Raw genomic sequence first — 26,258 nt, 5'->3', positions numbered from 1 at the left:
GGATCTTGGTGGTGCGCCGCGGAACACTCGGATCTTGGTGGTGCGCCGCGGAACACTCGGATCTTGGTGGTGCGCCGCGGAACACTCGGATCTTGGTGGTGCGCCGTTCCGAGTGGCTCCGCACCGGCAAAAGGACTGGTGAGACGCCTTGACTGTACTCATGGGTCCGTTATTGTGTGCTCACGGGTAGATCGTCGTGGATGCGACGAAGGGCGCTGTCGGCCTCACCGTCAGAGCGCAGGGGGGTGGGGGATGGCACGGCTTGCTGCCTGCCGCGCGGTCCGCGGCTCTGCCGGAGCTGGCTCGCTGCTCTACTCGCGGCGTCACGTCGACCTGAAAAGGGTGACGAGCGCGCTCTGTACCGCCGCTCGCTGAGCACCCCGTCCAGTCCGACCACGCCTCGCGGCGCACCACCACCACCACGCCGCCCTCCCGCCGGCCGCCGGCGTCCGCAGTCCGCCGACTCGGCGCCAGGCCGGGTCAGCGGCCCTGCCGCCTGCGTAGATCCCGAGTCAGCCGCGGCGCGCGGCGGCCATCGTCGCGCCGTGCGTCTCGGCAGGCGTCCTCGCAACCTCCTAGGAGTTCGTGTCCGTGAGCAGACCTGTGCCCAGAACCAGATCGGTCCTCGTCAGCGCCGTCCTGCGCAGGTCCGCCCTGTCCCTGGCCGTGACCACGACGGTGCTGGTCAGCGCCTGCTCGTCCGACGGTGGTGCCGGTGGTGCCTCCACCCCGAGGGTCGGCGGGACCCTGACGTTCGCGGTCAGCAGCGACGCCGGCTGCGTCGACCCGCAGCAGGAGAGCAGCGGCGACACCGTCCTTGCCCTGCGTCAGACGGTCGACTCGCTCACCGACCAGGACCCGACCTCCGGCAAGATCGTGCCCTGGCTGGCGCGTGCCTGGGAGGTCAGCCCGGACGCCCGGACCTTCACCTTCCACCTGCGGCCCGGCGTCACGTTCAGTGACGGCGCACCGGTCGACGCGCGGGCGGTCAAGGCCAACTTCGACGCCATACCCCGGCTCGGCGAGCTCGCGATCCAGGCCGAGGGCTACCTGTCCGGCTACGCCGGGACCACGGTCGTCGACGATCTCACCGCTCGCGTCGCCTTCACGCAGCCGAACGTGCAGTTCCTACAGGCGACGTCGACCTCGGTGCTGGGGCTGGTCGCGCCGAGCAGCGCCGCGAAGTCGGCGCAGCAGCGCTGCCGCGGCATCGTCGGCTCGGGACCGTTCGTCCTGCACACCTACTCGCAGAACCAGTCCATCGAGCTCACCCGGCGCGCCGGCTACGCCTGGGGCTCGTCCCGCTGGACCAAGCCGGGCGAGGCCTATCTGCAGCGGCTGGTCTTCCGGGTCGTCCCCGAGTCCGGGGTGCGCACCGGCAGCCTGCGGTCCGGCCAGGTCGACGCGATCGGGCGGATCGGCCGCGCGGAGGAGGCCGCGCTGACGGGCACCGACGTCAGGCTGCTGACCTATACGATCCCCGGAGTCGGCTACACCCTGGGCTTCAACAACTCCCGTCCGCTGCTGACGGACGCGGCCGTCCGGCGGGCGATCATGACTGGCGTCGACCGACAGCAGATCGTCGACACCGTGTTCCCGAAGGGCACCCCGCCGGCGACCAGCATTCTGGCGAAGTCCACACCCGGTTACGTCGATCTGAGCTCCGACCTGCGATTCGACCCCGCGGCGGCGAAGGCGGCGCTCGACCGGGACGGCTGGCGGGCCGGCAGCGACGGGATCCGGCAGAAGAACGGCACCCGGCTGCGGCTGTCGGGTGTGTGGTTCGCCAACGCGGCCATCTACCGGCCGGCCGTCGAGCTGATCCAGCAGCAGCTCCGGGCGATCGGCGTCGACCTCGCGCTGCGGGAGCTGCAGGTGGCCCAGTTCCCGCAGGTGCTGAAGTCCGGCGACTTCGACGTGCTGTGGGGCGGCAACTACAACCGCGCCGACCCGGACGCGCTGCGCACCCTGTTCTCCTCCCGCCTCGTCAACGCCTACCGGCTGCCGCCCGGCGACCTGGACCAGGTGCTCGCCACCCAGGCCGGCGAGACGAACGAGACCAGACGGACCGCCGAGGTCGGCCAGGCACAGCGGCTGATCGTGCGCAACGCGTACGTGGTGCCCGTCGTCGACCAGCAGACCGAGATCGGCGTCTCCGCGAAGGTGCACGACACGCGGTTCGGGACGGCGGGCGACGTCCAGCTCCACGACGCCTGGGTCGGCTGAGCCGGCCGTGACCGGACGGATGGGGACCGACACCGGCCTGACCCGCGGATACGTTCTGCGGCGCTTGGCGCAGGCGGTAGGCGTGCTGTGGGCCGCGCAGCTGGCGACGTTTCTGATCCTGAACCTGCTCCCCGGCGATCCGGTCAGCACGATGGCCGCCGGCGGACTGCAGACCGGCCAGGTCAGCCCGGACCGGCTCGCGCAGCTGCGGGCGCAGTACGGCTTCGACCGCCCGCTGCTGGTGCAGTACGGCGACTACCTGGGCCACGCCGTGCGCGGTGAGTTCGGCGACTCGGTGGCCTCCGGTCGCCCGGTGAGCTCGATCATCGCGGCGGCGCTGCCGTCGACGCTCGGGCTGACCGCCACCGCGATGGCGTTGGCGGTGCTGGTCGGCGGCGGCCTCGCGCTGGCGGCGACCTACACCGACCGGCGCTGGCTGCGTCAGCTGCTGCTGTCGCTGCCCGCCGCGGGAATCTCGCTGCCGACGTTCTGGACGGGGCTGATGCTCGTGCAGCTCCTGTCCTTCCGGATCCGGCTGTTCCCGGCCTTTGGTAACCATGGCCTGCGCGGCCTGGTGCTGCCGGCGCTCACCCTCGCGGTGCCCGCCGCCGCGCTGATCGCCCAGGTGCTGGCCCGAAGCCTGCTGAGCGAGCTGGACGAGCCGTACGTGACGACCGCGCGGGCCAAGGGGGCGCGCCGGCGACGGGTCCATCTGCGCCACGCGCTGCGTAACGCCGCGATCCCGGCGCTGACCGTCGTCGGGCTGCTGGTCGGGCAGACGCTGTCCGGCGCGGTGGTCGTCGAGACCGTGTTCTCCCGCGACGGCCTGGGCCGGGTGACGTCCGCGGCGGTCGCCGCGCAGGACATTCCGGTGGTGCAGGGCGTGGTCGTCGTCGTCGCGTCGGTCTTCGTCCTGGTCAGCCTGGCTGTCGACCTGCTCTATCCGCTGCTCGACCGCAGGATCGTGCTCGGTGCCCAGGCGAGGTTCGCGTGAGCCGGGCCGGCGCGGGGCGCCTGGTCCGGTTCCTGCTGCGCCGCCCGGGCCTGGTCGGGTCGGTTCTCGTCGTCGCCGCGGCGGTGCTCGCCGCGTTCTGGCCGGGGCTGTTCACCTCCCGTGACCCGCTGCGGGGCGAACCGGCGGAGAACTTCAGCCCGCCCAGTACCCGGCACTGGTTCGGCACCGACGAGCTCGGCCGGGACCTGTTCTCCCGGGTCGTGCACGGGGCGGCGCTGTCGTTGAAGGGCACCCTCATCGCGGTCGCCGTGGCCTTCGTCGTCGGCGGCGTGCTGGGGCTGATCGCCGGGTACGCGGGACGTCGCGTCGACGGCGTGCTGATGCGCGCCGTCGACGTGCTGCTGTCGATACCGGCGCTGTTCCTCTCGCTCGCGGTGGTGACCGCGCTCGGCTATGGCACGGTGAGGGTCGCCATCGCCGTCGGAGTGGCCAGCGTGGCGGGCTTCGCCCGGGTCGCGCGGGCGGAGACCCTGCGGGTGCGCCACGCCGACTTCGTCGAGGCGGCCCGCGGCAGCGGCGGGCGGTGGTACCGGGTACTCGTGCGACATGTGCTGCCCAACGCGGCGGGACCGGTCGTCGTGCTGGCGGCGCTCGACTTCGGCGCGGCGGTGCTCGCCGTGTCCGCGCTGAGTTTCCTCGGCTACGGCGCGGCACCGCCGGCGCCGGAGTGGGGAACGCTGATCTCCAGCGGTCGCGACTACCTGTCCAACGCCTGGTGGCTGTCCACCCTGCCGGGTCTGACCGTGGCCGTGCTCGTGCTTTCCGCGAACCGGATCGGGCGCGCTTTCAACGGTGAACGGGCCACCGAACGCTGACGACTGGCCGACTGGCCGCTGCCAGGGTCCTGATCCGGAGGAGTCCGCATGGCGAAGGAAACCGCGCTCGACCAACGCCCCACCCCGCCCGTCGGCGAACGGGACGCGACCAGCCCCGCCGCCGGGCTGCTCGACGTGCGCGACCTGGCGGTCGACTACCGGATCCGCGGCGGCGTCGTGCACGCGGTGCGTGCGGCCAGCGTGCGCGTCGCGCCGGGGGAGATGGTGGCGCTCGTCGGCGAGTCCGGCTCGGGCAAGTCGACCACCGCGCACGCGGTGCTGGGCCTGCTGGCGCCCACCGCCCGGGTCGTCGGCGGCCGGGTCGACCTCGCCGGAGAGGACCTGACCCGCCTCGGCGCAGAGCGGATGCGCCGGCTGCGGGGCCGTACGGTCGCGCTCATCCCGCAGGATCCCGGCTCGTCGCTCAACCCGGTCGTCCGCGTCGGCGACCAGGTCGCCGAGGCCCTGGTCGTGCACGGGCTCGCGGACCGCCGCCGTGCCCGGGCGGCCGCCCCGGACATCCTCGCCGAGGCGGGAATCGCAGACCCGGGGCTGCGGGCCCGGCAGTTCCCGCACGAGCTGTCCGGCGGGCTGCGCCAACGGGTGCTCATCGCGATCGCGCTCGCCGCCCGCCCGCGGCTGATCGTCGCCGACGAGCCGACCAGCGCGCTCGACGTGGTGGTCGCCCGCCAGATCCTGGACCACCTGCAGACCCTGACCCTGGACGCGGGCATCGGCGTTCTGCTGGTCACTCACGACCTCGCGGTCGCCGCGCAGCGCTGCGCCCGGATCGTGGTGATGGCCGCCGGCGAGGTCGTCGAGGACGCGGCGGCGGCGGAGGTCATCGCCGCGCCGAAGCATCCCGCCACCCAGGCGCTGGTGGCGGCCACGGCGTCACGCCACCCCTTCCGGCGGCCCGCCGCCGTACCCCGTCCCCGCACACCACCCGGCGCGGGCGCGCAGAGCGCGGCCCACGTTCGGATCGAACGCCTGGTGAAGGAGTACCGCCTGCCCCGGGCGGCCGACGGCGACGGCGTCGTGCGCGCCGTCGACGACGTCAGTTTCGACATCGCCCGCGGGCAGACCTTCGCGCTGGTCGGCGCGTCCGGGTCGGGGAAGTCGACCCTCGCCCGGATGCTGCTGCGGTTCACCACGCCCACGTCGGGCCGGCTGCTCCTGGACGGGCGCGACATCACCGCCGTGCGCGGCGGTGAGCTGCGGCGCCTGCGCCGGCGGATGCAGCTCGTCCACCAGAGCCCGTTCGCCTCGCTGAACCCGCGGTTCACCGTCGAGCAGATCATCGGTGACCCGCTGGCCGCCTTCGGACTGGGCACCCGCCGGGAGCGTCGCGCCCGGGCGGCCGAGCTCGTCGACCTCGTCGCGCTTCCCGCCGACACCCTGTCGCGCCGGCCCGCGGAGCTGTCCGGCGGACAGCGCCAACGGGTCGCGATCGCCCGCGCGCTCGCGCTGCACCCCGGGCTCGTGGTCTGCGACGAGCCCGTGTCAGCCCTCGACGCCACCGTGCAGGCACAGATTCTCGACCTGCTCGTCGGCCTGCAGGAGGAACTCGGCGTCAGCTACCTGTTCATCTCGCACGACCTGACCGTCGTGCGCCGCATCGCCCACCGGGTCGGTGTCCTGCGCCAGGGTCGGCTGGTCGAGGACGGTCCCGCCGAGCAGGTACTGACCGCGCCACGCCACCCCTACACCCAGGAGCTCGTCGCCGCGGCCCACACCGAGCACCGGACAGCCTGAGGCCCGACGGACAACAGGTGGTCAGGCGCGTGGGCGGCTGCCGGGGCCGGGTTCGAGGCGCAGGCGGGGGCGGGGGCCGAGGTCGTGGCCGTCCTCGCAGCGCAGGGTGACGTGGACCGGTGCGCCGCAGTCGGCGTGACGGATCACCGCCGGCGGCCCCTGGGGGCCGGCGAGGTGGCGGTCGCCCCAGGTCAGGAACGCCACCAGGAGGACGGCGAGCTCCCGACCGGGGCCGCTGAGCCGGTACTCGTGGCGCGCGCGGGCGCCTTCGTCCTGGTAGGGGACGCGGTCGAGGAGACCTGCCGCGGTGAGGCGGCGCAGGCGCTCGGACAGCACGTTGCGGGCGACACCGAGATGGTCGGCCAGCTCGTCGAACCGGCGGACGCCGTTCGCCACGTCGCGCAGCACCAGCAGGGACCAGCGGTCGCCGACGAGCGCGAGCGTCCGGGCGATCGAGCAGGTCTCGCTGTCGTAGGCGGTGAACGGCATCACCTCCGCAGCGTACGCGGATGGGTTGTGTTGTGAAACCCAGCTGGCCTAGCGTGGGCGCATGACGACTGTGCCCGAGGCCGACACGACGGCGGGATCCGCTGCCGACGTGGCTGCGGACCCCGTGCGTGAGCCCGCGCGACAGCGGACGTTCGCCTGGGAGGACCCCAGCGCGATCGCGGCCGCCGGCGCCGGCCGCAGCGGAGCGGAGATGCTCGCCGCCTGGCAGACCGGGACGCTGCCCCCGCCGCCGATCATGCGGACGCTGGACTTCGACGGCGCGACCTTCGGCGAGGGCAGCGCCGCGTTCCGGCTCACGCCGCGGGAATTTCATTACAACCCGCTGGGCACGGTGCACGGCGGCGTCCTCGCGACGCTGCTCGACTCCGCCTGCGGCTGCGCCGTGCACAGCCTGCTCCCCGCCGGGGTCTTCTACACCAGCCTCGACCTGACTCTGAAGTTCCTGCGCCCCGTCACCATCCAGACCGGGCAGATCACGGCTGAGGCCGGTGTCACCCACCTCGGCCGGCGGACCGCGCTGGCCGAGGGCCGCCTCACCGACGCCGCCGGCCGGCTGTACGCCACCGCCATCAGCAGCTGCCTGGTGATGCACCCGGCCTGACGGCCCGCCCGGGGAAGTGCCATGGGCATCTCCCTGCTCGCCGTGGACCAGCGCCGCAGGTCACCTGCCCAAAGAGGAGTTCGGAACCCGATGGGTCCGGACCGGGGCCGTCTTTCCGTCCGGGGTAGTTATGTCAAACCCGCCAGCCCGTCGTCGCGGCGGGAGAAGGCGGCGAAGTCCGATATATCCGGTTGATGAGGACCGACGCCTGAAACGCGAACCGGACCACCCACGGAGACCGCCGGCGTGGAGGACGGGCATAATGCCGGGATTATGCCACCTGACGGAACCCGTCCGTTGTCGAACGACTGGCGTCATTCTAGGATTCGACCATGGTGAAGGCGAATCCGCGCTGGGCCGCGCGCAATCTGGTCCGCCGTGTGCCGGCGATGAACGCGCGCATGCCGCTGAGCATGTGGGCGAGCCTGTGGGGCGGCAGCGCCGGCCCGGGAATCGACGCGATCTCCATCGTCAAGCGCATCGCCGACCAGGCGGGCCAACCGCTGAGCGTCGTGCAGATCGGCGCGAACGACGGTGAGATGGGCGACCCGTTGCACGACGTGATAGTGCGGTACGGCTGGCGGGGCGTGCTCGTCGAACCGCTGCCGCACCTGTTCCCCGCGCTGGCGAAGTCCTACCGCGACGTGCCGGGCATCGTGTGCGTGCAGACCGCGATCGGCCCCGAGGAGGGCACGGCGCGGATGTTCGCGGTCAGCCGGCGTCCTGCCGACCCGGTCTGGGTGAACGGGCTGAGTTCGTTCCGCCGCGAGGTGATTCTCGAGTCGAAGAGCCTCATGCCGGACATCGAGACGCGCATCGAGGAGATCGACGTCCCGGTCATGCGGCTCGACACCCTGCTGACCAAGCACGCCGTCGACACCATCGACCTGATGCAGATCGACACCGAGGGCTTCGACTACGAGGTCCTCAAGCTGATCGACTTCTCGAAGCCGTGGGCGCCGCGCCACATCATCTACGAGGCCTGCCACCTCGGCAACGACCTCGAACACGCGCGCGACCTGCTCCGCTCCGCCGGCTACACCATCTTCCCCGCAGGCTACGACGACTACGCCTATCGCTATTAGGCGGAGTCCTTTCTCGGTACCCTGAGAAACGAACTCGTCCCCGACGGAACTATCCCACCCGCCGCGCCGCCCTCCTCGCGACCTCCTCCATCCGGGCCGCGGCCTTTGTCTTCTGGCCCCACTGCGCTGCGTGGTGCGGGACCGTAAAACCAACGGTATGTGCGGCGGCACCACAGTGCTGCTCAGCCTGTATATGCAGGACGTGCTCGGCTACTCGCCGCTGTCCACCGGCTTCGGTTTCCTGGCCGAGGGGTGCGCCGCCATCGTTGCCGGCACCCTCGCCGGCCGGATGATCGGCTCGTTGGGCACCCGTTTGACTATGATCATCGGCCTACTGGTCCAGGGCATTGGCACCGGAGCCATGGCATTCCTCCTGAGCACAACGCGATCATCCCGTTGCTGGTGACGTCGGGTGCCATGGGCTTCGGGCACGTCCTGTACGTGGTGGCATTCATCACCACGCTCACCTCCGGCCTGCGACCCGAGGAGCAGGGCATCGCTGGCACACATCTCCCAGATGCCGCAGTTCGTCGGCGCGATCGGCGTCGCGGGTCTGGCCGCCATCGCGCGCGCTCCGCGGTGCTCGCCCCGACCACCACCGATGCTCTGGCGACGCTCGGCGGCCTGCACGCCGTCGCGCTCACCGCAGGCGCCGTCTGCCTCCTGGCGGTTCTGGTGGCCGCCGCCCTGCTGCGCCGCGCGGTGCCGAGGCAAGCGGCCGCGTGAGCGCCAGGCGTCGAGAAGGCGTTCGTGGGCTTCGACGGCGCCTTCGCCGCCCGGCAGGGTGTCGACGAACCAGGAGCCGGCGGGCGACAAAGAGGATCAGCTCGCCACGGGCCGCGGTGGGTGGAGCTGGTCGAAGGGCACCCACCGTCGGGTAGGCCGATTGTCCGCGTGACGAGTGTCCGAATGTGATCCCACGGGTCCCGAATCGGAGCGCGGATTTGCTGGACGTCCTCTTGGCAGGAGCTGATGGTCGGAACCGGGATCCGATTGGCGCGCCAGTGGTTCCAGGCGGGGTCGCAATGCGGGTGCGGGAGTCCTGGTGCGGATTTGTTGGATTTCGGCCGGCTTCTAGTTTTTCGGCCAGGTTCAGGCTCGACTGGCCAAAATTGACAAATGAACCGTCCGGCGTTAGACATAGCCTGCCGCGGCGCACTGGGAACACTGATGAATGAATCCGCGGTCATTGCCACCGGATCTGTCCGATATGTGGAGTATCACGCTTCTGTGGAGGGGAATAACATGGATTCGGCCCAGCGTCAACAGTTCGTGCGGAGCTACACCAAGGTGCTCGCGACGGCGTGGACAAACGAGGATTTTCTCGTCCGTCTCCGCTCGGATCCAAAGGCTGTGCTCGGCGAGTTCGGTCTCGAAATACCGGCCGGAGCGACCGCAGATATCCGTACGGATACCGAGGGCGAGCCGAATCTAAATCAGGCCGTCGCCATCTGGGAAGAGGGTGACTCAAGCCACGTGTATCGCCTCTATGTGCCACCCGAGCCGCCCGCCACCCTGCAAGGCGGACTGACGGAGCACCAGATGGAGAACATGAGCGGCGGCACGGTCGCCGACTCGTGTTGCTGTTGCTGCTCGTCCCCCTGCTGCTGCTGCACCTGATCGCTGGAACCTGACCATGCACGTGAAGCCAGAGGAGGAGGCGAGTTTGACTCGCACAGTGAGCCCGCCGTCCCAGGCCACCCGCTCACTGCCCGCGACGGCGCATGGGACGGACGGGCGGGCACTCAGCTCGTTTGTCTTCGAGAATCCCCGGCTCAAAGCTGATCGCAAGGTTGACGTCGTCGAGGGTGATGTGTTCCTGACCACCGAAGGTCGACATTTTGTCGTCGACGGGCGGACCGCAGTTGACATTCTTCCGTTTCTGGACGGGACGTACGGCGTTGCGGAGATTGCCGAGAACCTCGCTGCTACCCATACCCTGGGTGACGTCCTGGCAACCGTCGGCAGGTACGGGGCTCTTGGTCATCTCGTAGAGGGGCCCGCCGGTGCCGACCGGGCAGCCGCAGCCTGGTGGGATCAGCTTAATATCGGCGATCTTGCGGCGCGGACCCGGCTGGCTCGGCAGAACGTGGCTGTCCGTGGTGTCGGCCACAGGGCGGAGGAGGCGGCCTCAGCCGTCGCTGCCTCGATTTCCCGCGCGTACATCCACCATGACGGGCTCGACAAGCGTGATGGGACTGGCCGGCCTGACGGGGACGTCGGCACCAGTCTGGTCGGCGGCGAGCACGACATGCTGGTGGTCATCGCCGACGACTATCTCAACCCGGCGCTGGCCGACTGGAATCGCGATCGCCTGACCCTGGGGGGCCGCTGGCTGCTGAGCCGGGTGACGGGCTCACAGCTCTGGCTCGGCCCTCTGTTTGTGCCTGGGGAGACTGGCTGCTGGGAATGTCTTGCGCAGCGGCTGCGGGCCAATCGACAGGTGGAGCGGTACATTCAGAACGCCACTCGGTCGGGCTGGTCCAATCCCGGGGTACCTGTCATGCTGCCGACGACGCTGCAGGCGGCTTCCGGCCTTGTCGCCACCGAGGCAATGCGGATTGCGGCCGCGGGAACCTCGGAGACGGTCGCTGGCACGCTGGTGACGATTGATCTCACCACCCTTACCTCGGACCGTCATCCCCTCGTTCGCCAGCCGCAATGCCAGGCCTGCGGCGATCCCGAGCTCGGTCGGCGGCTGGATCCGGTGATCCTGACCTCACAGCGCCGAGTCTTCGGCGAGGATGGCGGTCATCGGGTCACCACCCCGGCTCAGACAGTGGAGCACCTGAGTCGGCAGGTTAGTTCACTCATCGGCGCCATCAGTCACCTCGACCGGCTCACCGACCCCCACGACGAGGTCTCCCACGCATATTCCGCCGGTCACAACTTTGCATTGATGTCCAGTTCCGTCCACACTCTGCGACGGAACGTGCGCGGCGTGAGTGGTGGTAAGGGCAGGACAGACGTCCAGGCCAGAGCGAGCGCGATGTGTGAAGCGATAGAGCGGTATGCCGGCGTGTGGCAAGGTAACGAGCCCACGGTGTCAGGCAGTCTGCGCGAGCTGGGCGAACGGGCGCTGAACCCGGAGGACCTGCTGGGCTTCTCCGTGACCCAGTACGCGGACCGGCACCGGTGGAACGGTCGGCAGCGCAGCGGGCGCCACATGGTGCCCGAGCGTTTCGACCCCGACCGTCGGATTAGTTGGACCCAGGTCTGGTCGCTCACGAACCAGCATCCCCGCTATGCTCCAACCGCCTACTGCTACTTTGGTCATCCCGACCTTCTTGAGCACTCATTCTGCTATTCTGACGCCAATGGAAATGCCGCCGGAAACAACCTGGAGGAAGCAATCCTGCAGGGGCTGTTGGAACTGGTGGAGCGAGACTCGGTAGCTATCTGGTGGTACAATCGATCGCGCGTTCCGGGTGTGGACTTGCGGTCCCTGGACGGCGGCTACGCGCAGATACTGGAAAGCTATTACGCGGAGATGGGCCGCGATCTGCGACTGCTGGACATCACTAGTGACCTGGGTATTCCGTCGTTCGCCGCCGTGTCCCGTTGCCTTGATCACCCGGTGGAGGACATTCTACTCGGCTTTGGCGCGCACGTAGAGCCGAGGCTGGCCGCGCTACGGGCGTTGACGGAGTGTAATCAGTTTCTGCCGGCGGTGGTGGAGCGGGACGCTGACGGCCAGACGCTCTACAGGTTCGACGACGACGAGGCCCGTGGTTGGTGGCGTGAGACCACGCTCGCGAGCGAGCCGTACCTTGTCGCCGCCCCCGACCAGCCGCACACGGATCTGCAGCGCATGCTGGATCTGTCCAGCGATGACCTGGCAGACGAAATCAGAACATGTGTCGCCCGGCTGGGGTCGGCCGGGATCGAGGTTCTCGTGCTTGATCAGTCGCGGCCCGATCTGGACATCAACGTGGCGAAGGTGATGGCGCCCGGGCTCCGTCACTTCTGGCGCCGACTGGGCCCGGGACGCCTTTACGACGTGCCGGTTGAGCTCGGCCGGCACGGGGCCGCGCTCACCGAATCGGATCTCAACCCGAGGGGGGTCTTCTTCTGACCAGTCTGATGACCAGCCAGGACGTCCGCGCGCCGGACGTCCTGCTGTCCCTGCGGCCCGGAGCGCGCCTGGTCGTCGACGCTGACCTGACCGCCCACGTAGCGATCGGCTCGGCCGTTCTCGGCCTGGGAACCCTCGGTGCCGCTATCGCCCAGGCGCTCGGGCGGCTCGTATGGCCCGGAGTGACGGAGGACAGCCTGGCGGACTTCGTGGCCGAGCAGGATGGTGCCGCGGCTATGCTGCCGTGTCTGCTGCTGCTTCGCCGCCTGGACGGCGCCGGCCTGCTTGCCCGCACGGTATCGGTCCACAGCAGGGCGGGTCAGCCTGGCAGGGTGCTGGCGACCCTGGAGCCATGCGGCCTTCATCCAACGCCCCCCGGTCGGGTGCCGAGGTCTTCCGACTGCGTCGGTTTGTCGCGGTTCGCCCTGCTTCGCCGGGATGGTGGGCGGCTCGTGGTGGAGTCCGCCCGGTCGACCTTTCGCGTCGCGCTCCACGACGCCCGGTTGGCCGGACTGGCGGCGTTGTTGACCGAGCCTACGGCGCTGACAGACGCCGCCGCTGCCGCCGGTGGGCTCGGGCTGACCGCGGGCGAGGTGAAGGCCATCCTCGACCTGTGGGGGAAGGCCGGCCTGCTGACCTTCCCGGACGCCGGCACCGGCCCCGACGAAGACAAGGAGCAACGCCTTGCCCAGTGGCATCCGGTCGACCTGCTGTTCCACCAGCGAAGCCGTCTGGGCGGCCGGGCGCTGCCCTACGGTGGCACCTATCCGCTCGCGGCCAGTTTCGATCCGCTTCCCGCCGAGCGCCCACGATCGACTCTCGACGTTGTCTTCCGGCCGGTCGACCTGGCTCGCATCGCCGGGCGTGATCCCGGTCTGTCCGAGGTCATCGAGGCCCGCCGGTCCGTCCGGCAACATGATGACGCCCACCCGATCACCGCGGACCAGGTGGGCGAGCTGCTCTACCGCACGGTGCGAATCCGGCGCAGATTCGATGACGGTCAGCAGGAGGTGCTGGACCGCCCGGTCCCCTCCGGAGGATCCGTGCACCCCCTCGACCTGTACGCCGCTGTCCGGCATTGCGGCGGAGTCCCTGCAGGGCTCTACCGCTACCAGCCCGACGGGCATGGTCTGGTTCTGGTCAGCGACGACGTCCGCGGGGTACGCCGGCTGCTGGCCGCGGTGCCGCTGGCGCCAGATGGCGCCGCTCTCCCTCAGGTGCTTCTGGTCGCCTCGGCACGGTTCGGTCGGGTCATGTGGAAGTACGAGTCGATGGCGTATGCGCTGCTCCTCAAAGATCTCGGCGTTCTTTACCAGTCGCTCTATCTGATTGCGACCGCCATGGGGCTGGCCCCGTGCGCACTCGGCGGCGGCGATTCCGCGATGTTCGCCCGACTTGCTGGGCTCGATCCCTACGAGGAGGGGAGCGTGGGCGAGTTCGCGGTGGGAAGCATGCCGACGGCTCCGGCATCTGTCGCGCAGACGCCCGGGAACGGCAGGGGAAAATGACGACGACTGTTGGACTGGTACAGATCGGCTGGGATCTGCCCTGGTCCCATTCGGAGCAGGATCAGGGCACGGACGGTGCTTCGTACAGCCTGCTGCCGTACTCGGTCGGCCTGCTGCAGGCTTATGCCGTCGCACACCTACCGGCGGAGCACGACGTCCGGTGGCTGCCCCCGGTGTGGTCGCGCCTCTCGGTAGCCGAGATCGCGGAGCTTCTGGCTGCCGCCGACGTCGTGGGATGCAGCACCTACGTGTGGAACATCGAGCTGACACTGGCCGTGGTGCGCGAGCTGAAGCGGCGCCGTCCGGAGATCCTCGTGGTTCTGGGCGGCCCGCAGGTCCCCGACCATGCAGAGAGTTTCCTGCGCGCCAACCCCGAGGTGGACCTGGTCTGCCACGGCGAGGGCGAGGCGGTCTTCACCGCGGTGCTGACCCGCGCGGACGATCGTAGGTGGGACGGCATCCCCGGGGTCAGTTACCTGGCCGACGGCGGGCGGTTCGTGACGCAGCCACAGGCCGAACGGACGCGGGACCTCGACACCCTTCCCTCGCCCTATCTGAGCGGAATCTTCGAGCCGGTCCTGGCGGCTTTTCCCGAGCAGCGGTGGGTCGCCACCTGGGAGACCAACCGTGGCTGTCCTTTCGCCTGCACCTTCTGCGACTGGGGATCGGCGGTCGCCACCCGGGTGTACCGGTTCGGGATGGCGCGTCTCGAGGAGGAGATCGTCTGGTTCTCCCGGCACCGCATAGGTTTCGTCCTATGCTGCGACGCCAATTTCGGAATGCTGGCGCGAGATCTCGACATAGCCAGGAAAGTCGTGTCTGCCAGAGCCACCACCGGCTATCCGTTCTCGCTGTCCGTCCAGAACACCAAGAACTCGACCGAAAGGTCGTATGAAATCCAGAAGCTGCTGCACGGCCACATGTACACCATCGGGGTGACGCTGTCGCTGCAGAGCGCCAATTCGGATACTCTGCGTAATATCGAGCGGGCGAACATCCGCTCGTCGTCATTCACCGAGCTGCAACAGCGGTTCGTCCGCGATGGCGTGTACACATACACCGATCTCATCATCGGCCTGCCCGGGGAGAGCTACGTCGCGTTCGCCGACAGTGTGTCACAGGTGATCGCGGATGGCCAGCACAACCATATCCAGTTCCATAACTGCGTAGTACTGCCCAATGCCAGGATGGCGGATCCCGAGTATCGTTCCCGATTCGGGATGATGACTGTCCACCAGCCGGTCCGCGCTGTCCACACTCCCGCGGACGAGGCACCGGAGGTCGAAGAGTTTCTGGACACCGTGGTCGCGACGAGCGCGATGCCGGCCGAGGAGTGGGTGCGGGCCAAGACGTTCGCCTGGATGACCGACCTGGTGTACTTCGACCGACTGCTACAGATCCCGTTCCTGCTTCTCGGTCAACGCCATGGGGTGCCATTTCGCCGCATCCTGGAGAGCCTCACCGAAGCCGATGCCCGGCGCTTCCCCGTGCTCGGCTGGGTTCATGCGGTGCTGCGAGACCACGCCCGCCGGATTCAGCAGGGCGGGATCGAATACCTCACGGCCGGGCCGGGACAGCGCCTGCGGTGGCCCGCGGACCAGTACCTCTACGTCCAGATGGTTCTCGACGGCCGACTGGACGACTTCTATCGGGAGGCGCACGACGCGCTCGCCACCGTTCTGGCCGAGGTTCAAGGCGGTCTGCCCGCCGGCGAGGCCACAGATTCGTTCGACTTGTTCGAGGAGGCAACACTCGTGGAGGAGGCGTGCATGCTCAACCGCGCCCTGCTACGTCTGCCCGGCCAGCAGCGGGACACCCACCTGGTGCTCTCGCACGACGTGTGGGCGTTCTGGCAGGCCGCCCACCGCGGCAACCGGCACCCGCTGCCCGAGCAGATGGCCGTCTATCGGGTGCGGCACGCCGAGCACCACTGGGACGGCGTCGCGGACTGGGCCGAGTACCTGGTTTGGTGCCAGGGCAGGGACAAGCGGGCCTACCTTGCCGAGGCTGTGCCGGCCCGAGGCGTGGCGTGGGTGCCGTGACACCTTCGCCGTCGACCACTGCCGGTACGTCGACCCGTTCGGCCGCGCCCGCCGCTCCGGGGCCGCGCAGCCCGGTCGCCATGGCCGACATCCGTGCCGACCCGCTGGGCTTCCTCATTGCCATGGCAGCCCGGTACGGTCCGGTCAGCCAGCACCGTACTGAACGGGACACGGTCGTCATGGTCAGCGATCCGGGCCTTGCCGCCCGGGTGCTGCGGGCAGGCGAGGACCGTTACACGAAGGAGGGCACGCCGGATGACGCGATGCTCACACCCTTGCTGGGCGAGGGTCTGCTCACCAGCCACGGGGAGGCCTGGCGCCGCCAGCGGCGGATGACCGTACCGATGTTCCGCCGTCGCCGCGTCGAGGCGTTCGCGCCGATGATGGTGCGGCAGGCCACGGCGCTGGCAGAGCGGTGGCTGGCTGTGCCGGCCGGACAGCCTGTACGGGTCGACCATGATCTGAGCGCGCTGACCCTCACGGTCGTGGCGAACGCTCTCGTCGGTGGGGACCTGTCCGGAATCGGGCCGAAATTCGGGGCGGCCGTTGACGCGGTGAACAGCTTCATGTCACACGGTGATCCGGCCGAGAGGCCCCGCACGGAGACAATCGCTGCGCACGAGTCCGCCTACCCGAAGGCCCGTCGCGTCCTCGACGGTATCGTGTGGACGCTGGTCGAGTGCCGGATGGCCGCCGGTGACCCTGGTGCTGCCGGTGATGTCGGCGGCGACCCACCCGACCTGCTTTCGGCGCTGGTCGCGGCCCGAGACCCGGCCACGAACCAGCCGTTGGGTCAGCGGGAGATACGCGAGCAGGTCATGACGATGCTGATGGCCGGCCATGAGACGACGGCGAAGGCACTGACCTGGTCGCTCTACCTGCTGGATCGGCACCCGCAGGTGGCCGGGCGGGCCAGGCGGGAGATCGCCGCGGCGCTGGGCGGGCGTCCGCCCACAGTCGCCGATCTATCAATTCTCCCGTGGTGCCAGGTCATTCTCGCGGAGGCGATGCGGCTGTTCCCACCGGTGTGGGTGATCTCCCGGCGAGCCGTGGTGGACGACACGCTTGCGGGTTATGCCGTGCCGGCCGGGGCCCTGGTGTGTGTGAGCCCCTGGGTTCTGCACCGTGACGCCGCGCGCTGGCCTGACCCGGACGTCTTCGACCCCGTCCGGTTCGCCGAGCGGGATGGCGCGTCCCGCTCTGCCGACGGCTACCTGCCATTCGGACTTGGCCCTCGACGATGCATCGGGCGCGGATTTGCCCTGATGGAGGCTCAGCTCGTGCTGGCCACCCTGCTGCAGCGGGTGGAGATGCGACTGGTGCCCGAGCATCAGGTCGAGCCACAGGCTCTGGTGACGCTCCGGCCCGCGCACGGGATGTGGATGACAGCATCCCCGGCGCCCGTCTGACGGAGACCCTTCGATGCTGCAGCCACCTGGGGACGGCACCCGCCGTTCGTACGATCCGCAGGCGATGGTCGCCGGATATCCAGGCGAACTCCGACGGCTTGAGGCGCAGGCCGCCCTGTCCTGGGCGGACGAGTTGCGGGCGTTGCGCAGGCTCGGGCTTACAGACGGTATGCGGGTTCTCGATGTGGGTGGGGGCTCGGGGACGATTACTCGGCGGCTGGCCGAGATCCTTCCCACCAGCGATATCGTGATGGTCGATCAGGATCCTGCGCTGCTCGCCGAGGCACGCCGGATCCTTGCGCCGTTTGGCACCAGGGTCATCGTGCTACAGGGGACGGCCGAACAGTTGCCGCAGACGGCCTGCGGCGTCGACTTTGCCCTAGCCCGTCTGGTACTGCAACATGTGGCCGACCCGGTGGCCGTCGCCCGCGAAGTTCGCGACGCGCTGCGGCCCGGTGGGACGTTCGCCGTGCTGGACGTGGACGGGGGCATGTGGGGTGTGGCCGAGCCGTACTTTCCTGAGACGGCCGCCTTCCACGCGCGGGCCTGGATGGCTCAGTCCACCCGCGGTGGCGACAGGTTCATTGGGCGCAAGCTGTGGTCGGTGCTCCGGCACGCCGGATTCCAGGAGGTCACGCTCGATCTCGTGGTCTCGCACAGCGGCGACTCGGGGCTCGGCCCGTTCCTGGCAGTCATCGACCCGCTGGAGCTTCAGCCTATGGTGGCGGATGGCGTGCTGAGCCTGACCGAGTTCGCGGCGATGACGGCCGCCTACCGACGGTTTGTCACGAGCGCTGAGTCGTTCCTCCTCACCGTCGGATTTCTGGCCGCGGGCAGGGTTCCAGGACACGGCCGCATTCCAGAGAAGCGGGGAATGCCAGCGGCCCGGTAACCGGCGAACGGACGGGCGCTGGCGGATCGTACCGATGAGCGGTCGCAGGACGGATGCAGCGGCTGCCGCGCCGCGCGGACCGGGAGCCGTGGCCGCCGGTGCGGAGGAGCTACTCGCCGCAAGCGGGTAGGGCCCCGGATCCCGGCGAGATCGTCTGGACGTGGGTGCCGTTCGAGGAGAACGACGGGCCCCCACGATGAGCGCAGCTCGGCCAAAAGCCCGCCCGGGAGCCCAAGAGCGAGCCCGTTCGTGACTTCGTCCGTGATTCCGTCCGTGATTCCGTCCGTGGGCCAGGTCGCGGGCAGGCCCGTGAGCCTGGCCGTGAGCACGGCAGTGATCAGGCCAACGAGCACAGACTCGAACAGCACCTTCCCCCGGTCGGGACCCTCGTCCCGCGCGACACCAGGCACCGTCCGGCCCGCCTCGGTCAGGACATACGCGAGAATGGTGACCGTGCCGTCGAGCAGGCTCAGGTCTCCCGCCGGCTCCCTGACCGCCCACCCGCGACGCCCGATCGACTCGAAGGTGCCCGGGATCACGGCCATGCATCAGCGGTGCCGCCGTCCTTCGCCGTGGTCGAGAAGATCGCCGCGTGTCCGAGAAGATCGCCGCCTGTCCGGCCTGCGCCGCCACGTCGACGACCTTCGCCAGTCGACCTCGCTCCCGCTGCCCGTGGACGCCAGGAACCGCAGCGTCGATCGACCAATCAAGATCTTTCCCTTCCGCGGCCGCGGCAATGGCATCGCTCGGCCCAGGACGGCCGAGATGCTCCCAACTCCTCTCCTTGCGCCATAGCTTAGCCTTACCTAAGCTCAGTCGACATCGACTGACTTGACGGGGAGACAAACGTGAGCGAGACGCAGACGCTGGTACTGGGGTTCATCGCGGGGGCGACGATCCTGCTCGGGCTTCCTGTGGGGCGGCTTCGTCGCCCGATGCCAGGCGTGCGGCAGTTCCTGAACGCGACCGCCATCGGTATCCTGATCTTCCTCTTGTGGGACGTCCTCGCGCACGCCTGGGAACCTCTCGACGCCGCGCTGGGCAAGGTCCACGACCACAGCGGCGGCCTCGGTCCGGTCTTCGGCTACGGCACGCTGTTTCTCGGCGGCCTGTCCGTCGGGCTGCTCAGCCTTCTCGGTTACGAACGTGTCCTCATGCGCCGACCCAACCCGCCGCAGACGCAGTCGGGCGCCGGGGCGCGCTTCGGGCCCGGGGCCATGGCCGCCGACGAACTCGCCGCATCCCAGTCGTCCGCCACCACGGGCCTGACACCTGCCCGGCGGCTCGCGCTGACCATCGCGGTCGGGATCGGCCTGCACAACTTCGGCGAGGGACTGGCCATCGGGGGCAGCGCCGGCCGCGGCGAGATCGCGTTGGCAACCCTTCTCGTGATCGGCTTCGCACTGCACAACGCCACCGAAGGATTCGGGATCGTCGCCCCGCTCGCCGCCGACGCCGACCGGCCAAGCTGGGGATTCCTCCTGCTCGCCGGGCTCATCGGCGGCGGACCCACCCTCATCGGCACCGCGATCGGTCGGCAGTTCACCAGCGACTCGCTCAGCGTGATCTTCCTGACCCTGGCCGCCGGGTCCATCCTCTATGTCGTCATCCAACTCATCGGCATCGCTTCCCGCTCTGGCCGCCGTGAGCTGCTCTACCTCGGAGTCCTGGCCGGCCTCGCAGCCGGATTCATCACCGACGCCGTCGTCACCGCCGGTGGTGCCTGACACGGAACCGGAACGCCGCGCGTACATGCGGAGGACGGGTGGACTCCGGATCTGCCGAATCGCTCCTGCGGCCGGGCAGCCACGTCCCGAGCGGGTTGAGACGGTCGGCGACGCACTGCACGGACGTGCGGGCCGCAGCATCTGCTGCACGCGGAACGGCAGGGTGGAGACCGGCTCGAGCTGCAGCGGGTCGCCGACGGCGATCACGTCGCGGTAACGCTGCAGCGTTCCGGCCGCGATCCCAGCGCGCCGCCGGGCCGGGTGTCACCGGACGCCGCGGCGCGCGGCGCAGGTCCTCCAGGACGAAGCTGTTGAGGAAGTCGTGGGCGTCCGCCACGCTGGCCGCTTGCGCGGTGCGTGCGGACATCAACGTGCTCGCCACCCGGATCTCCACGCAGCCGAACAGCTCGCCCACGCCCATCGCCGCCGACACGGCGTCACGGCAGGCCCGCAGGCCCGACAGGGAGATCGGCGCGGGGTCCTCGTCACGGTGACGGTCGCAGGCCTCGCCGCGCCGGCACGTCTCGCAGATCCGCAGCCACGCTCGGGATGATCGCGCCAGAAACTGGTCGATGTGACCGTTCTGGTGCGACGATGGTGCCGTGCGTGTTCGCCCGGCAGGCGTCGACGATGCTGAGCCGATCGCCGAGGTGCATGTGCTGTCCTGGCAGGCCGGCTACCGGGGGCTGTTGCCGCAGGCGCTTCTCGACGGGTTGCGTCCGGCGCGGCGGGTGCCGCGGTGGGCTGGTGCCGTGCGGCGGGCGGCGTGGCCGGCCCGGGGTGTCCTGGTCGCGGAGGACGCCGGTGCCGTGGTCGGTTTCGCCTCCCTGTATCCCACTGTCGACCACGACCAGGATTCGACCGAGGTGGGTGAGATCGGCTCGTTCTACGTGCTCCCGGCCGTCTGGGGTCGGGGCGTCGGCGCCGGGTTGATGGCGGCGGCGGTGCGCACGCTTGGCGCGGGCGGCTTCACGTCGGCAACGTTGTGGGTGCTGGAGTCGAACGCCCGCGCGATCCGATTCTACACCTACCAGGGCTGGGAGCCTGACGGCGCCGCCCGGGACGACGTCGTGGAAGGGATTACGGTTCGCGACGTGCGGTACCGGCGGAAGGTCAGCGTGAAATCCTTGCGGGTCCTGCCGCGGGAATGCGTCTGATGCCCATGGATCGTTCCGGGGTCGGCGCAGAGGCGTCCGACGACCAGGCCGCGCCGCCCGACGTCGCCGAGAACAAGGGTCTCGAGGCCAAGCTTCGCCTGCTCGGCGGCTCCGAAGAGGTTCCTGACAGTGTGGATCGCCGTGCGGCGGACGACGCGGAACCGTCGCGTACCGGTTCCGCGGAGATCGAGGCGAAGCTGGCGGCGCTTGAGCGTGCCCACGGCAGGGAGGAGCGTGGCGGTGCGGCGGACAGCGACAGACAGACGTTGGACGTCCGGGTGCCGCCGTCCCGCTCGGAGCCGCCGCTGGACCGAAAGCTCGCGCTGCTGGAGCGGGCGGCCGCCCGAGCGGATTCACCCGGCGCGGTGCAGGCCGCCCCCGCGGAGTTCGACGGTGGAGTCCTCCGGGCAGGCAGCCCGGGATGGCTCGGATTCATCCGCCGGGGGAGGCCCGAAATCGGCATGCCGCCGTCGGAGGGACATGTCGCCAAAGGAATGCGCGATATCTGGTCGAAGTATCCCGACGACTACCTGCCGCCGGACGCGTCGAAGGCCGGCCCCGACGTCACCCGGCCGCACCAGCATCCGGCCGACTGGGTCGAGGACATCAACCCGGACCGCGCAGCCCCCGGGCGGGACAACAACTGCGGCGACTGCACCAGGGCATCAGAACTGACCTGGCGCGGAGAGCCGTCCGAGGCGGCGGCACTCGCTGATCCGGATGCGCTCGGTGAGCCGGCCGGCCGGATGCAGGTCTGGGCCGGTGCCGAGTTTCGCCTGTCGGACTCGGACGAGATCGAGGATGACCTTCGCCGGGCCGGCCCCGGCAGCTCCGCGGTCGTGCTTGTCCGGTGGTCGACGAGCGGTGCTCACTTCTTCAATGCCGTCAACGAAGGAGGCCGCGTTCTGGCTGTCGACGGCCAGGGCGGGACGGTGGAAGCCTGGCCGCCCTCGGAGGAGGTCACCGGGTACTCGGATGTCGGCATCGCCGATTACTATACGATTCTCTTCGACGGTGACGGTGAGATTCTACGGAGGGATTCTGCATGATCGGCGAGGATAGGGCGCAGGAAATCGCCATCGCGCTGCTTGGTCGCCGAAGCGACGACGCTGACAGGCCGTGGAATCTTGTGGAGTTCCCGCAGGGATGGCTCATTAATGAGACCGGCTACCTGGGTGACGACTTCGTGGGATCTCTCGGGCGGGTAATCGAAAAGGCGTCAGGCAGGGTCGTCCGATTTCCGTCGAGGGTGCCGACCTACCGGATTCTCAACGACTACGAATCGGTAGTAGGCAAAGGGCGCGCGGAGACGGTGTAGTCGGTCGGAGGCCGGTGGTCGGCGCCGGAGTGGTGGCAGCGACGGCTGCCGTGCGCGGGGTCAGATGAGGGGCGGGAGGGGTGGGGCGGGGGCGAGGATCGCGCGGAACGGGTCGCCGCGGGTGGCGAGGCGGTCGAGGGCGGTGCGGAGGGTGACGGCGTCGGGGCACAGGGACGGGTCGTCGAGTTCGTCCCAGTCGAGGGGGGCGGATACGGGCGCGCCGGGTGCGGCCCGGGGCTGTATGGGGTGACCAGCGTCTTGTTGATCGCGGTCTGGGGGAAAGTCGAGTCGGGCGTGTCCCGCGCGTTCACGCACCGCCCATTTCCAGCTCACCAGGTCGGGTACGACGGCGGAGACGGCGTGGGACAGCTCCTGCACCCAGGCCGGGTCTCGTCGAAGGTCGTTCCCGGCGGCACCGGAATCCAGATCTGGATTCCGCGCCGTCCGGTGAGTATCGGCGCCGCCCGCACCTGAAGATGCGCCAGCGCGCTGCGGTGCAGGCGGGCCAGGGTCAGCAGGCCATTCGATGAGGTGGCCGTTCCCGGGTCGAGGTCGACAAGCATGTAGCTCGGATGGCGCGGCGCAATGATGGGAGAGGTCCAGGCGTGCCATTCCAGAGCGCCGAAGTTCGCCGCCCAGACGAGGGCCGTCGGTGAGTCGACCGGGAACAGCACCTTGTCGACACTGGTGAGCCGTAGCCGCCGGCCGAACACGTCCCAGCTCCCCGCCGCGCCGAGGGCGTCCAGATGACTCCCCAAAGCCCTCTGACGTGGGGCTTTCGGACCCAGGGCGTCGCCCCCGACTCCATCGGTCGACGGGGCAGGGCGGCTCCCGTCCCACCGCAACCACCGGGCACAGGCCCCACGATCCGCCGCTGCATCATCTGGCGGACCCATCACCCAAACCAAGCCATTTCGTTACATAAAGTGACTGACCGGGTCGGTCGCGCTACGCCTGACTTGTTGCTGGGTTGATGTCTCTCGGCGCGTTATTGCTTGGCGCGTCTCAGTGAATAGCCAATAATGAGGGTATGGTGCGGCCGACGTATGACGAGCTTGCCTCGCTTGTCGTTGCGCAGGCCGCGATTGTCAAGGAGCAGGCCGCCGAGATCGAGCGGTTGAAGGCGCGGGTCGCGGATTTGGAAGCCCGGCTGGCGGCGAATTCGCGGAACTCGTCGAAGCCGCCGTCCTCGGACGGACTCGCGAAACCGGCGCCGAAGTCGTTGCGGCGGAAGTCGCGTCGCAAGCCCGGTGAGCAGGGTGGTCATCCCGGGCGGACGTTGTGTCAGGTAGCCGATCCAGATGAGGTCGTGCGCCACGAACCGCCGTCGTGTGGTGGCTGTGGCTGTGGCTGTGGCCGGGGCCGTGCCCCGGTCGCCGGTATGGCACGCCGCCAGGTCCTCGATCTCCCTGCGATCCGGATCGGGGTCGTCGCCGCCGCCGCGGCCGCCCGGGACCAGGTCCGCCCGGGCCGTCAGCCACCGCGGTGCTACTCGAACTTCGGCTTCGCCCTGCTCGGCCTGGCCCTCGCCCGCACCTACGGAACCTCCTATGAGGAGGCGCTGCGCGCGCGGGTGCTCGCTCCCGTCGGCCTCACGGAAACCTCGCTGCGACCGTCGCGGCCCCGCGCGGTGCACACCGACCAGCACGGCGAGATCATCCGGCCGCAGGAGTTCGCCGCGTTCGGCCCCGCCGGCGGCCTCTGGATGAGCGCCGCCGACCTCGCCCGCTGGCTGACCCTGCTGACCGAGTCGGTCGCCGATGACACCGGCCTCACCGGTGACGCGGACGCCGTGCCCGTGTCCGCGTCCGCCGTGCCCGCGTCCGCGTCCGTCGTGGCTGACCGGCAGCGGGTACGCCAGCTGGTCTGCACGACGATGGCGCCGCAGTTCACCCGCGACGCCGCGGGCGCGGCCTGGCCTGGTGGCTCTCGCCGCGCAGCGGGCTGGCCGCGCACGGCGGGGGAGTGCCAGGAGCGTCGTCCTGTCTCGCCGTCCACCAGCGCCACGCGACCGCGGTGGGCGTGCTCGCCCTCGGCAACAGTGGCGACCACCTCGACCTCGCCGCCGTCCGCACCCTCACCGGCCGCTGAACCTGCTGAAGAAACGGTCGCCCGGCTTTCCGCGAGAGGTTGGTCGGGCACCGGGTCACCGACGACGATCGCGTTGCGGGCGCGCCACAGCCTGCCGGCAGCGAGCTGCGGGGTTGGCTGCCCGGCTTGCGGTCAGGGTGAGCGCTCGGTCTCCTGGGACGGGCCGACCCGGTCAAGTTCCGCGAGCCAGGCGGTGGGGGAGGCATCGGAGGGGGCGCGCCAGTCGCCGCGGGGGGACAGCGCGCCGCCGAAGGAGACCTTCGGGCCGTCGGGCAGGGCGGAGCGCTTGAACTGCGAGGCGAAGAACCGGCGGAGGAACTCCCGTAGCCAGCGTTCGATTGTCGCCACGTCGTAGGCGTGCCGGTCGGCGGCCGGGAAACCCGCCGGCCAGCCGGGCGCTGCCGCGTCGCGCCACGCCTGCCAGGCCAGGAACAGCACTTTCGACGGCGGCAGGCCGTAGCGCAGGAGGTGGAACAGGAAGAAGTCGTGCAGCTCGTAGGGGCCGATGCGGTCCTGGGTGCTCTGCATGGCGCCGGTCTCGGCGTCGGCGGGCACGAGCTCGGGGGAGATCTCGGTGTCCAGGATCTCGGTGAGCAGCCGGCCCGTCGCCTCGTCGAACTGGCCGGAACCCACCGTCCAGCGGATCAGGTACTGGATCAGCGTCTTCGGCACGCCGGCGTTGACCGCGTAGTGACTCATCTGGTCGCCGACGCCGTACGTGCACCAGCCCAGCGCCAGCTCGCTGAGGTCACCGGTGCCGATGACGAAGCCGCCGTGCAGGTTCGCCAGGCGGAACAGGTAGTCGGTGCGCAGGCCGGCCTGGACGTTCTCGTAGGTCACGTCGTAGTGCGCGGCGCCGTCCGCCGCCGGATGGCCGAGGTCGGCGAGCAGCTGGCGGGCCGCCGGGCGGATGTCGATCTCGGCGGCCTGCGCGCCGAGCGCCCGCATCAGCGCCCAGGCGTTGGCCTTCGTGCGCTCGCCGGTGGCGAACCCGGGCATCGTGTACGCCAGGATCGACGAGCGCGGCACACCGAGCCGGTCGCAGGCCTTCGCGGCGACGATCAGCGCGTGGGTCGAGTCGAGCCCGCCGGACACGCCGATCACCATCCGCCCGCCGCCGACCGCGCGGAACCGCTGCGCGAGCCCGTGCACCTGGATGTTGAACGCCTCGTAGCAGTCCAGGTCGAGCCGCTGCGGGGTGTCCGGCACGAACGGGAAGCGGCGCTGCGGGCGGCGCAGCCCGACGTCGCGGCCGTGCGGGCGGTGGGCGAAGCGGACGGTGCGAAAACGGCGCTCGGGTTCGCCGGCGAGGCGTGCCGCGTCGCCGAACGTCGGGGTGCGCATCCGCTCCAGCCGCACCCGGGCGAGGTCGACGTCGGCGACCACCAGCTGGGGACCCTCGGCGAACCGCTCGGACTCCACGAGCAGATCCCCGAGCTCGTGGATGGTGCCCTGCCCGTCCCAGGACAGGTCGGTGGTGCTCTCGCCCGTCCCTGCCGCCGAGTAGACGTAGGCCGCCATCGCCCGCGTGGACTGCGCCGCCGAGAGCTGCTCGCGCACCGCCGCCTTGCCGACGACGATGTTCGACGCGGACAGGTTCGCCAGCAGCGTCGCCCCGGCCAGCGCCGCGTACGACGACGGCGGCACCGGCGCCCAGTAGTCCTCGCAGATCTCCACGCCGACGACGAGCTCGGCGAGATCATCCGCCGCGAAGATCAGGTCGGTGCCGAACGGCACGGTCCGCCCGGCCACGGTGATCTCCAGGCCCTCGTGCCCGGCGCCCGAGGCGAACCAGCGCTTCTCGTAGTACTCCCGCGAGTTCGGCAGGAACGTCTTCGGCACGACGCCGAGCAGCCGCCCCCGGGAGATCGCCAGCGCCGAATTGTAGAGCCGCCCGCCGCGCCGCAGCGGCGCGCCGACGAGCAGCAGCGGCCCCAGCTCGGCGCTCGCGTCGCAGACCGCGGCGACGGCGAGCTCGACGGCGTCGAGCAGCGCGTCCTGCAGCAGCAGATCGCCGAGCGCGTACGAGGAC

The 26,258-nt window shown here is 70.0% G+C and carries 25 protein-coding genes and 1 pseudogene; 22 read left to right on the top strand and 4 right to left on the bottom strand.

All coding sequences use genetic code 11. From position 1 onward, the window contains the following. The first annotated feature begins 252 nt into the window (after nucleotides 1-252). The 5 genes from MXD60_RS30090 (at nucleotide 253) to MXD60_RS25375 (ending at nucleotide 5,811) form a co-directional block, all read left to right on the top strand. On the top strand, nucleotides 253-375 hold the full coding sequence (locus MXD60_RS30090; RefSeq protein ID WP_368861278.1) for a putative leader peptide: 123 nt from the start codon (nucleotides 253-255) through the stop codon (nucleotides 373-375). Between the two features lie 216 nt (nucleotides 376-591). Further along, complete coding sequence (locus tag MXD60_RS25390) at nucleotides 592-2,226, top strand: ABC transporter substrate-binding protein (RefSeq protein WP_248822059.1); 1,635 nt, start codon at nucleotides 592-594, stop codon at nucleotides 2,224-2,226. An 82-nt stretch (nucleotides 2,227-2,308) separates the two neighbouring features. Continuing rightward, the gene (locus MXD60_RS25385; protein ID WP_518468664.1) at nucleotides 2,309-3,220 is read left to right on the top strand and encodes an ABC transporter permease; all 912 of its coding nucleotides are present in this window, start codon (nucleotides 2,309-2,311) and stop codon (nucleotides 3,218-3,220) included. Further along, a complete protein-coding gene (locus MXD60_RS25380) occupies nucleotides 3,217-4,056 on the top strand; it encodes an ABC transporter permease (RefSeq protein WP_248822054.1) in 840 nt (279 codons plus the stop codon). Before MXD60_RS25385 ends, MXD60_RS25380 begins: the two co-directional genes overlap by 4 nt. 48 nt (nucleotides 4,057-4,104) lie before the next feature. Further along, a complete protein-coding gene (locus MXD60_RS25375; RefSeq protein WP_248822052.1) occupies nucleotides 4,105-5,811 on the top strand; it encodes a dipeptide ABC transporter ATP-binding protein in 1,707 nt (568 codons plus the stop codon). A 21-nt stretch (nucleotides 5,812-5,832) separates the two neighbouring features. On the opposite strand, the gene MXD60_RS25370 is transcribed toward MXD60_RS25375, so the two are convergent. Continuing rightward, a complete protein-coding gene (locus tag MXD60_RS25370) occupies nucleotides 5,833-6,300 on the bottom strand; it encodes a winged helix-turn-helix transcriptional regulator (protein ID WP_248822061.1) in 468 nt (155 codons plus the stop codon). A 61-nt stretch (nucleotides 6,301-6,361) separates the two neighbouring features. On the opposite strand from MXD60_RS25370, the gene MXD60_RS25365 reads away from it, so the two are divergent. The 15 genes from MXD60_RS25365 to MXD60_RS25295 all read left to right on the top strand — a co-directional run bounded on the left by MXD60_RS25365 (nucleotide 6,362) and on the right by MXD60_RS25295 (nucleotide 22,135). After that, nucleotides 6,362-6,922 carry a PaaI family thioesterase gene (locus MXD60_RS25365; RefSeq protein WP_248822050.1) on the top strand — a complete coding sequence of 187 codons (561 nt, stop codon included), beginning with the start codon at nucleotides 6,362-6,364 and terminating at the stop codon, nucleotides 6,920-6,922. Between the two features lie 332 nt (nucleotides 6,923-7,254). Then, nucleotides 7,255-8,007, top strand: coding sequence for an FkbM family methyltransferase (locus tag MXD60_RS25360; protein WP_248822048.1), 753 nt, complete (start codon nucleotides 7,255-7,257; stop codon nucleotides 8,005-8,007). 130 nt (nucleotides 8,008-8,137) lie between these two features. Continuing rightward, nucleotides 8,138-8,413, top strand: a complete 276-nt coding sequence (locus MXD60_RS25355; RefSeq protein ID WP_248822040.1) for an MFS transporter — start codon at nucleotides 8,138-8,140, stop codon at nucleotides 8,411-8,413. Continuing rightward, a complete protein-coding gene (locus MXD60_RS25350) occupies nucleotides 8,404-8,733 on the top strand; it encodes a hypothetical protein (protein ID WP_248822038.1) in 330 nt (109 codons plus the stop codon). Before MXD60_RS25355 ends, MXD60_RS25350 begins: the two co-directional genes overlap by 10 nt. Nucleotides 8,734-9,177: 444 nt before the next feature. Next, nucleotides 9,178-9,627: a hypothetical protein gene (locus MXD60_RS25345; protein WP_248822036.1), complete on the top strand. Its 450-nt coding sequence runs from the start codon at nucleotides 9,178-9,180 to the stop codon at nucleotides 9,625-9,627. 16 nt (nucleotides 9,628-9,643) lie between these two features. Continuing rightward, entirely contained in the window at nucleotides 9,644-12,082 is a 2,439-nt protein-coding gene (locus tag MXD60_RS25340; RefSeq protein WP_248822034.1) for a TOMM precursor leader peptide-binding protein, read from the top strand. Nucleotides 12,083-12,090: 8 nt separating this feature from the next. After that, a complete protein-coding gene (locus MXD60_RS25335; RefSeq protein WP_248822032.1) occupies nucleotides 12,091-13,590 on the top strand; it encodes a SagB/ThcOx family dehydrogenase in 1,500 nt (499 codons plus the stop codon). After that, the gene (locus MXD60_RS25330; protein WP_283098977.1) at nucleotides 13,587-15,632 is read left to right on the top strand and encodes a B12-binding domain-containing radical SAM protein; all 2,046 of its coding nucleotides are present in this window, start codon (nucleotides 13,587-13,589) and stop codon (nucleotides 15,630-15,632) included. Before MXD60_RS25335 ends, MXD60_RS25330 begins: the two co-directional genes overlap by 4 nt. A gap of 80 nt (nucleotides 15,633-15,712) precedes the next feature. Then, on the top strand, nucleotides 15,713-17,041 hold the full coding sequence (locus MXD60_RS25325; RefSeq protein ID WP_248822028.1) for a cytochrome P450: 1,329 nt from the start codon (nucleotides 15,713-15,715) through the stop codon (nucleotides 17,039-17,041). A gap of 13 nt (nucleotides 17,042-17,054) precedes the next feature. Continuing rightward, the gene (locus MXD60_RS25320; RefSeq protein ID WP_248822026.1) at nucleotides 17,055-17,933 is read left to right on the top strand and encodes a class I SAM-dependent methyltransferase; all 879 of its coding nucleotides are present in this window, start codon (nucleotides 17,055-17,057) and stop codon (nucleotides 17,931-17,933) included. A gap of 848 nt (nucleotides 17,934-18,781) precedes the next feature. Beyond that, nucleotides 18,782-19,660, top strand: coding sequence for a ZIP family metal transporter (locus MXD60_RS25315; protein WP_248822024.1), 879 nt, complete (start codon nucleotides 18,782-18,784; stop codon nucleotides 19,658-19,660). Nucleotides 19,661-19,971: 311 nt separating this feature from the next. Next, nucleotides 19,972-20,154, top strand: a complete 183-nt coding sequence (locus MXD60_RS25310; RefSeq protein ID WP_248822022.1) for a hypothetical protein — start codon at nucleotides 19,972-19,974, stop codon at nucleotides 20,152-20,154. Nucleotides 20,155-20,262: 108 nt separating this feature from the next. Then, a complete protein-coding gene (locus MXD60_RS25305; protein ID WP_248822020.1) occupies nucleotides 20,263-20,817 on the top strand; it encodes a GNAT family N-acetyltransferase in 555 nt (184 codons plus the stop codon). Further along, nucleotides 20,817-21,866 (top strand): toxin glutamine deamidase domain-containing protein, encoded by a 1,050-nt coding sequence (locus tag MXD60_RS25300; protein WP_248822018.1) that lies wholly within the window; start codon nucleotides 20,817-20,819, stop codon nucleotides 21,864-21,866. Before MXD60_RS25305 ends, MXD60_RS25300 begins: the two co-directional genes overlap by 1 nt. After that, nucleotides 21,863-22,135 (top strand): SUKH-4 family immunity protein, encoded by a 273-nt coding sequence (locus MXD60_RS25295; RefSeq protein ID WP_248822016.1) that lies wholly within the window; start codon nucleotides 21,863-21,865, stop codon nucleotides 22,133-22,135. Before MXD60_RS25300 ends, MXD60_RS25295 begins: the two co-directional genes overlap by 4 nt. Before the next feature lie 60 nt (nucleotides 22,136-22,195). On the opposite strand, the gene ligD (MXD60_RS25290) is transcribed toward MXD60_RS25295, so the two are convergent. Then, nucleotides 22,196-22,513 (bottom strand): non-homologous end-joining DNA ligase LigD, encoded by a 318-nt coding sequence (ligD, locus tag MXD60_RS25290; protein ID WP_248822007.1) that lies wholly within the window; start codon nucleotides 22,511-22,513, stop codon nucleotides 22,196-22,198. Next, the gene (gene ligD / locus MXD60_RS25285) at nucleotides 22,465-22,893 is read right to left on the bottom strand and encodes a non-homologous end-joining DNA ligase LigD (protein ID WP_248822005.1); all 429 of its coding nucleotides are present in this window, start codon (nucleotides 22,891-22,893) and stop codon (nucleotides 22,465-22,467) included. The genes ligD (MXD60_RS25290) and ligD (MXD60_RS25285) overlap by 49 nt, the downstream gene beginning before the upstream one ends. Nucleotides 22,894-23,165: 272 nt before the next feature. Between ligD (MXD60_RS25285) and MXD60_RS30080 the strand changes: the two are divergent. After that, nucleotides 23,166-23,831 (top strand): annotated as a pseudogene (locus MXD60_RS30080) (DUF6444 domain-containing protein); the annotation flags it as partial. A gap of 269 nt (nucleotides 23,832-24,100) precedes the next feature. Then, nucleotides 24,101-24,226 carry a hypothetical protein gene (locus tag MXD60_RS29070; protein ID WP_283098980.1) on the top strand — a complete coding sequence of 42 codons (126 nt, stop codon included), beginning with the start codon at nucleotides 24,101-24,103 and terminating at the stop codon, nucleotides 24,224-24,226. Nucleotides 24,227-24,358: 132 nt separating this feature from the next. Here MXD60_RS29070 and MXD60_RS25275 read toward each other — a convergent pair. Continuing rightward, the coding region (locus MXD60_RS25275) for an NAD(+) synthase (protein ID WP_248822003.1) at nucleotides 24,359-26,258 on the bottom strand (1,900 nt) is incomplete at its 5' end.

It is taken from the genome of Frankia sp. AgB32 (assembly GCF_023243045.1).
Lineage (GTDB): Bacteria > Actinomycetota > Actinomycetes > Frankiales > Frankiaceae > Frankia.
The sequence above is the reverse complement of the archived record's forward strand: the minus strand, read 5'-3'. Positions and strand labels throughout refer to the sequence as shown.

Excerpts from the sequence above, each read along its gene's own strand:
- MXD60_RS30090 (WP_368861278.1), top strand. The coding sequence starts at position 253 with ATGGCACGGCTTGCTGCCTGCCGCGCGGTCCGCGGCTCTGCCGGAGCT.
- MXD60_RS25375 (WP_248822052.1), top strand. The coding sequence starts at position 4,105 with ATGGCGAAGGAAACCGCGCTCGACCAACGCCCCACCCCGCCCGTCGGC.
- MXD60_RS25370 (WP_248822061.1), bottom strand. The coding sequence starts at position 6,300 with ATGCCGTTCACCGCCTACGACAGCGAGACCTGCTCGATCGCCCGGACG.
- MXD60_RS25365 (WP_248822050.1), top strand. The coding sequence starts at position 6,362 with ATGACGACTGTGCCCGAGGCCGACACGACGGCGGGATCCGCTGCCGAC.
- MXD60_RS25360 (WP_248822048.1), top strand. The coding sequence starts at position 7,255 with ATGGTGAAGGCGAATCCGCGCTGGGCCGCGCGCAATCTGGTCCGCCGT.
- MXD60_RS25345 (WP_248822036.1), top strand. The coding sequence starts at position 9,178 with ATGAATGAATCCGCGGTCATTGCCACCGGATCTGTCCGATATGTGGAG.
- MXD60_RS25340 (WP_248822034.1), top strand. The coding sequence starts at position 9,644 with ATGCACGTGAAGCCAGAGGAGGAGGCGAGTTTGACTCGCACAGTGAGC.
- MXD60_RS25335 (WP_248822032.1), top strand. The coding sequence starts at position 12,091 with ATGACCAGCCAGGACGTCCGCGCGCCGGACGTCCTGCTGTCCCTGCGG.
- MXD60_RS25330 (WP_283098977.1), top strand. The coding sequence starts at position 13,587 with ATGACGACGACTGTTGGACTGGTACAGATCGGCTGGGATCTGCCCTGG.
- MXD60_RS25325 (WP_248822028.1), top strand. The coding sequence starts at position 15,713 with ATGGCCGACATCCGTGCCGACCCGCTGGGCTTCCTCATTGCCATGGCA.
- MXD60_RS25320 (WP_248822026.1), top strand. The coding sequence starts at position 17,055 with ATGCTGCAGCCACCTGGGGACGGCACCCGCCGTTCGTACGATCCGCAG.
- MXD60_RS25300 (WP_248822018.1), top strand. The coding sequence starts at position 20,817 with ATGCCCATGGATCGTTCCGGGGTCGGCGCAGAGGCGTCCGACGACCAG.
- MXD60_RS25295 (WP_248822016.1), top strand. The coding sequence starts at position 21,863 with ATGATCGGCGAGGATAGGGCGCAGGAAATCGCCATCGCGCTGCTTGGT.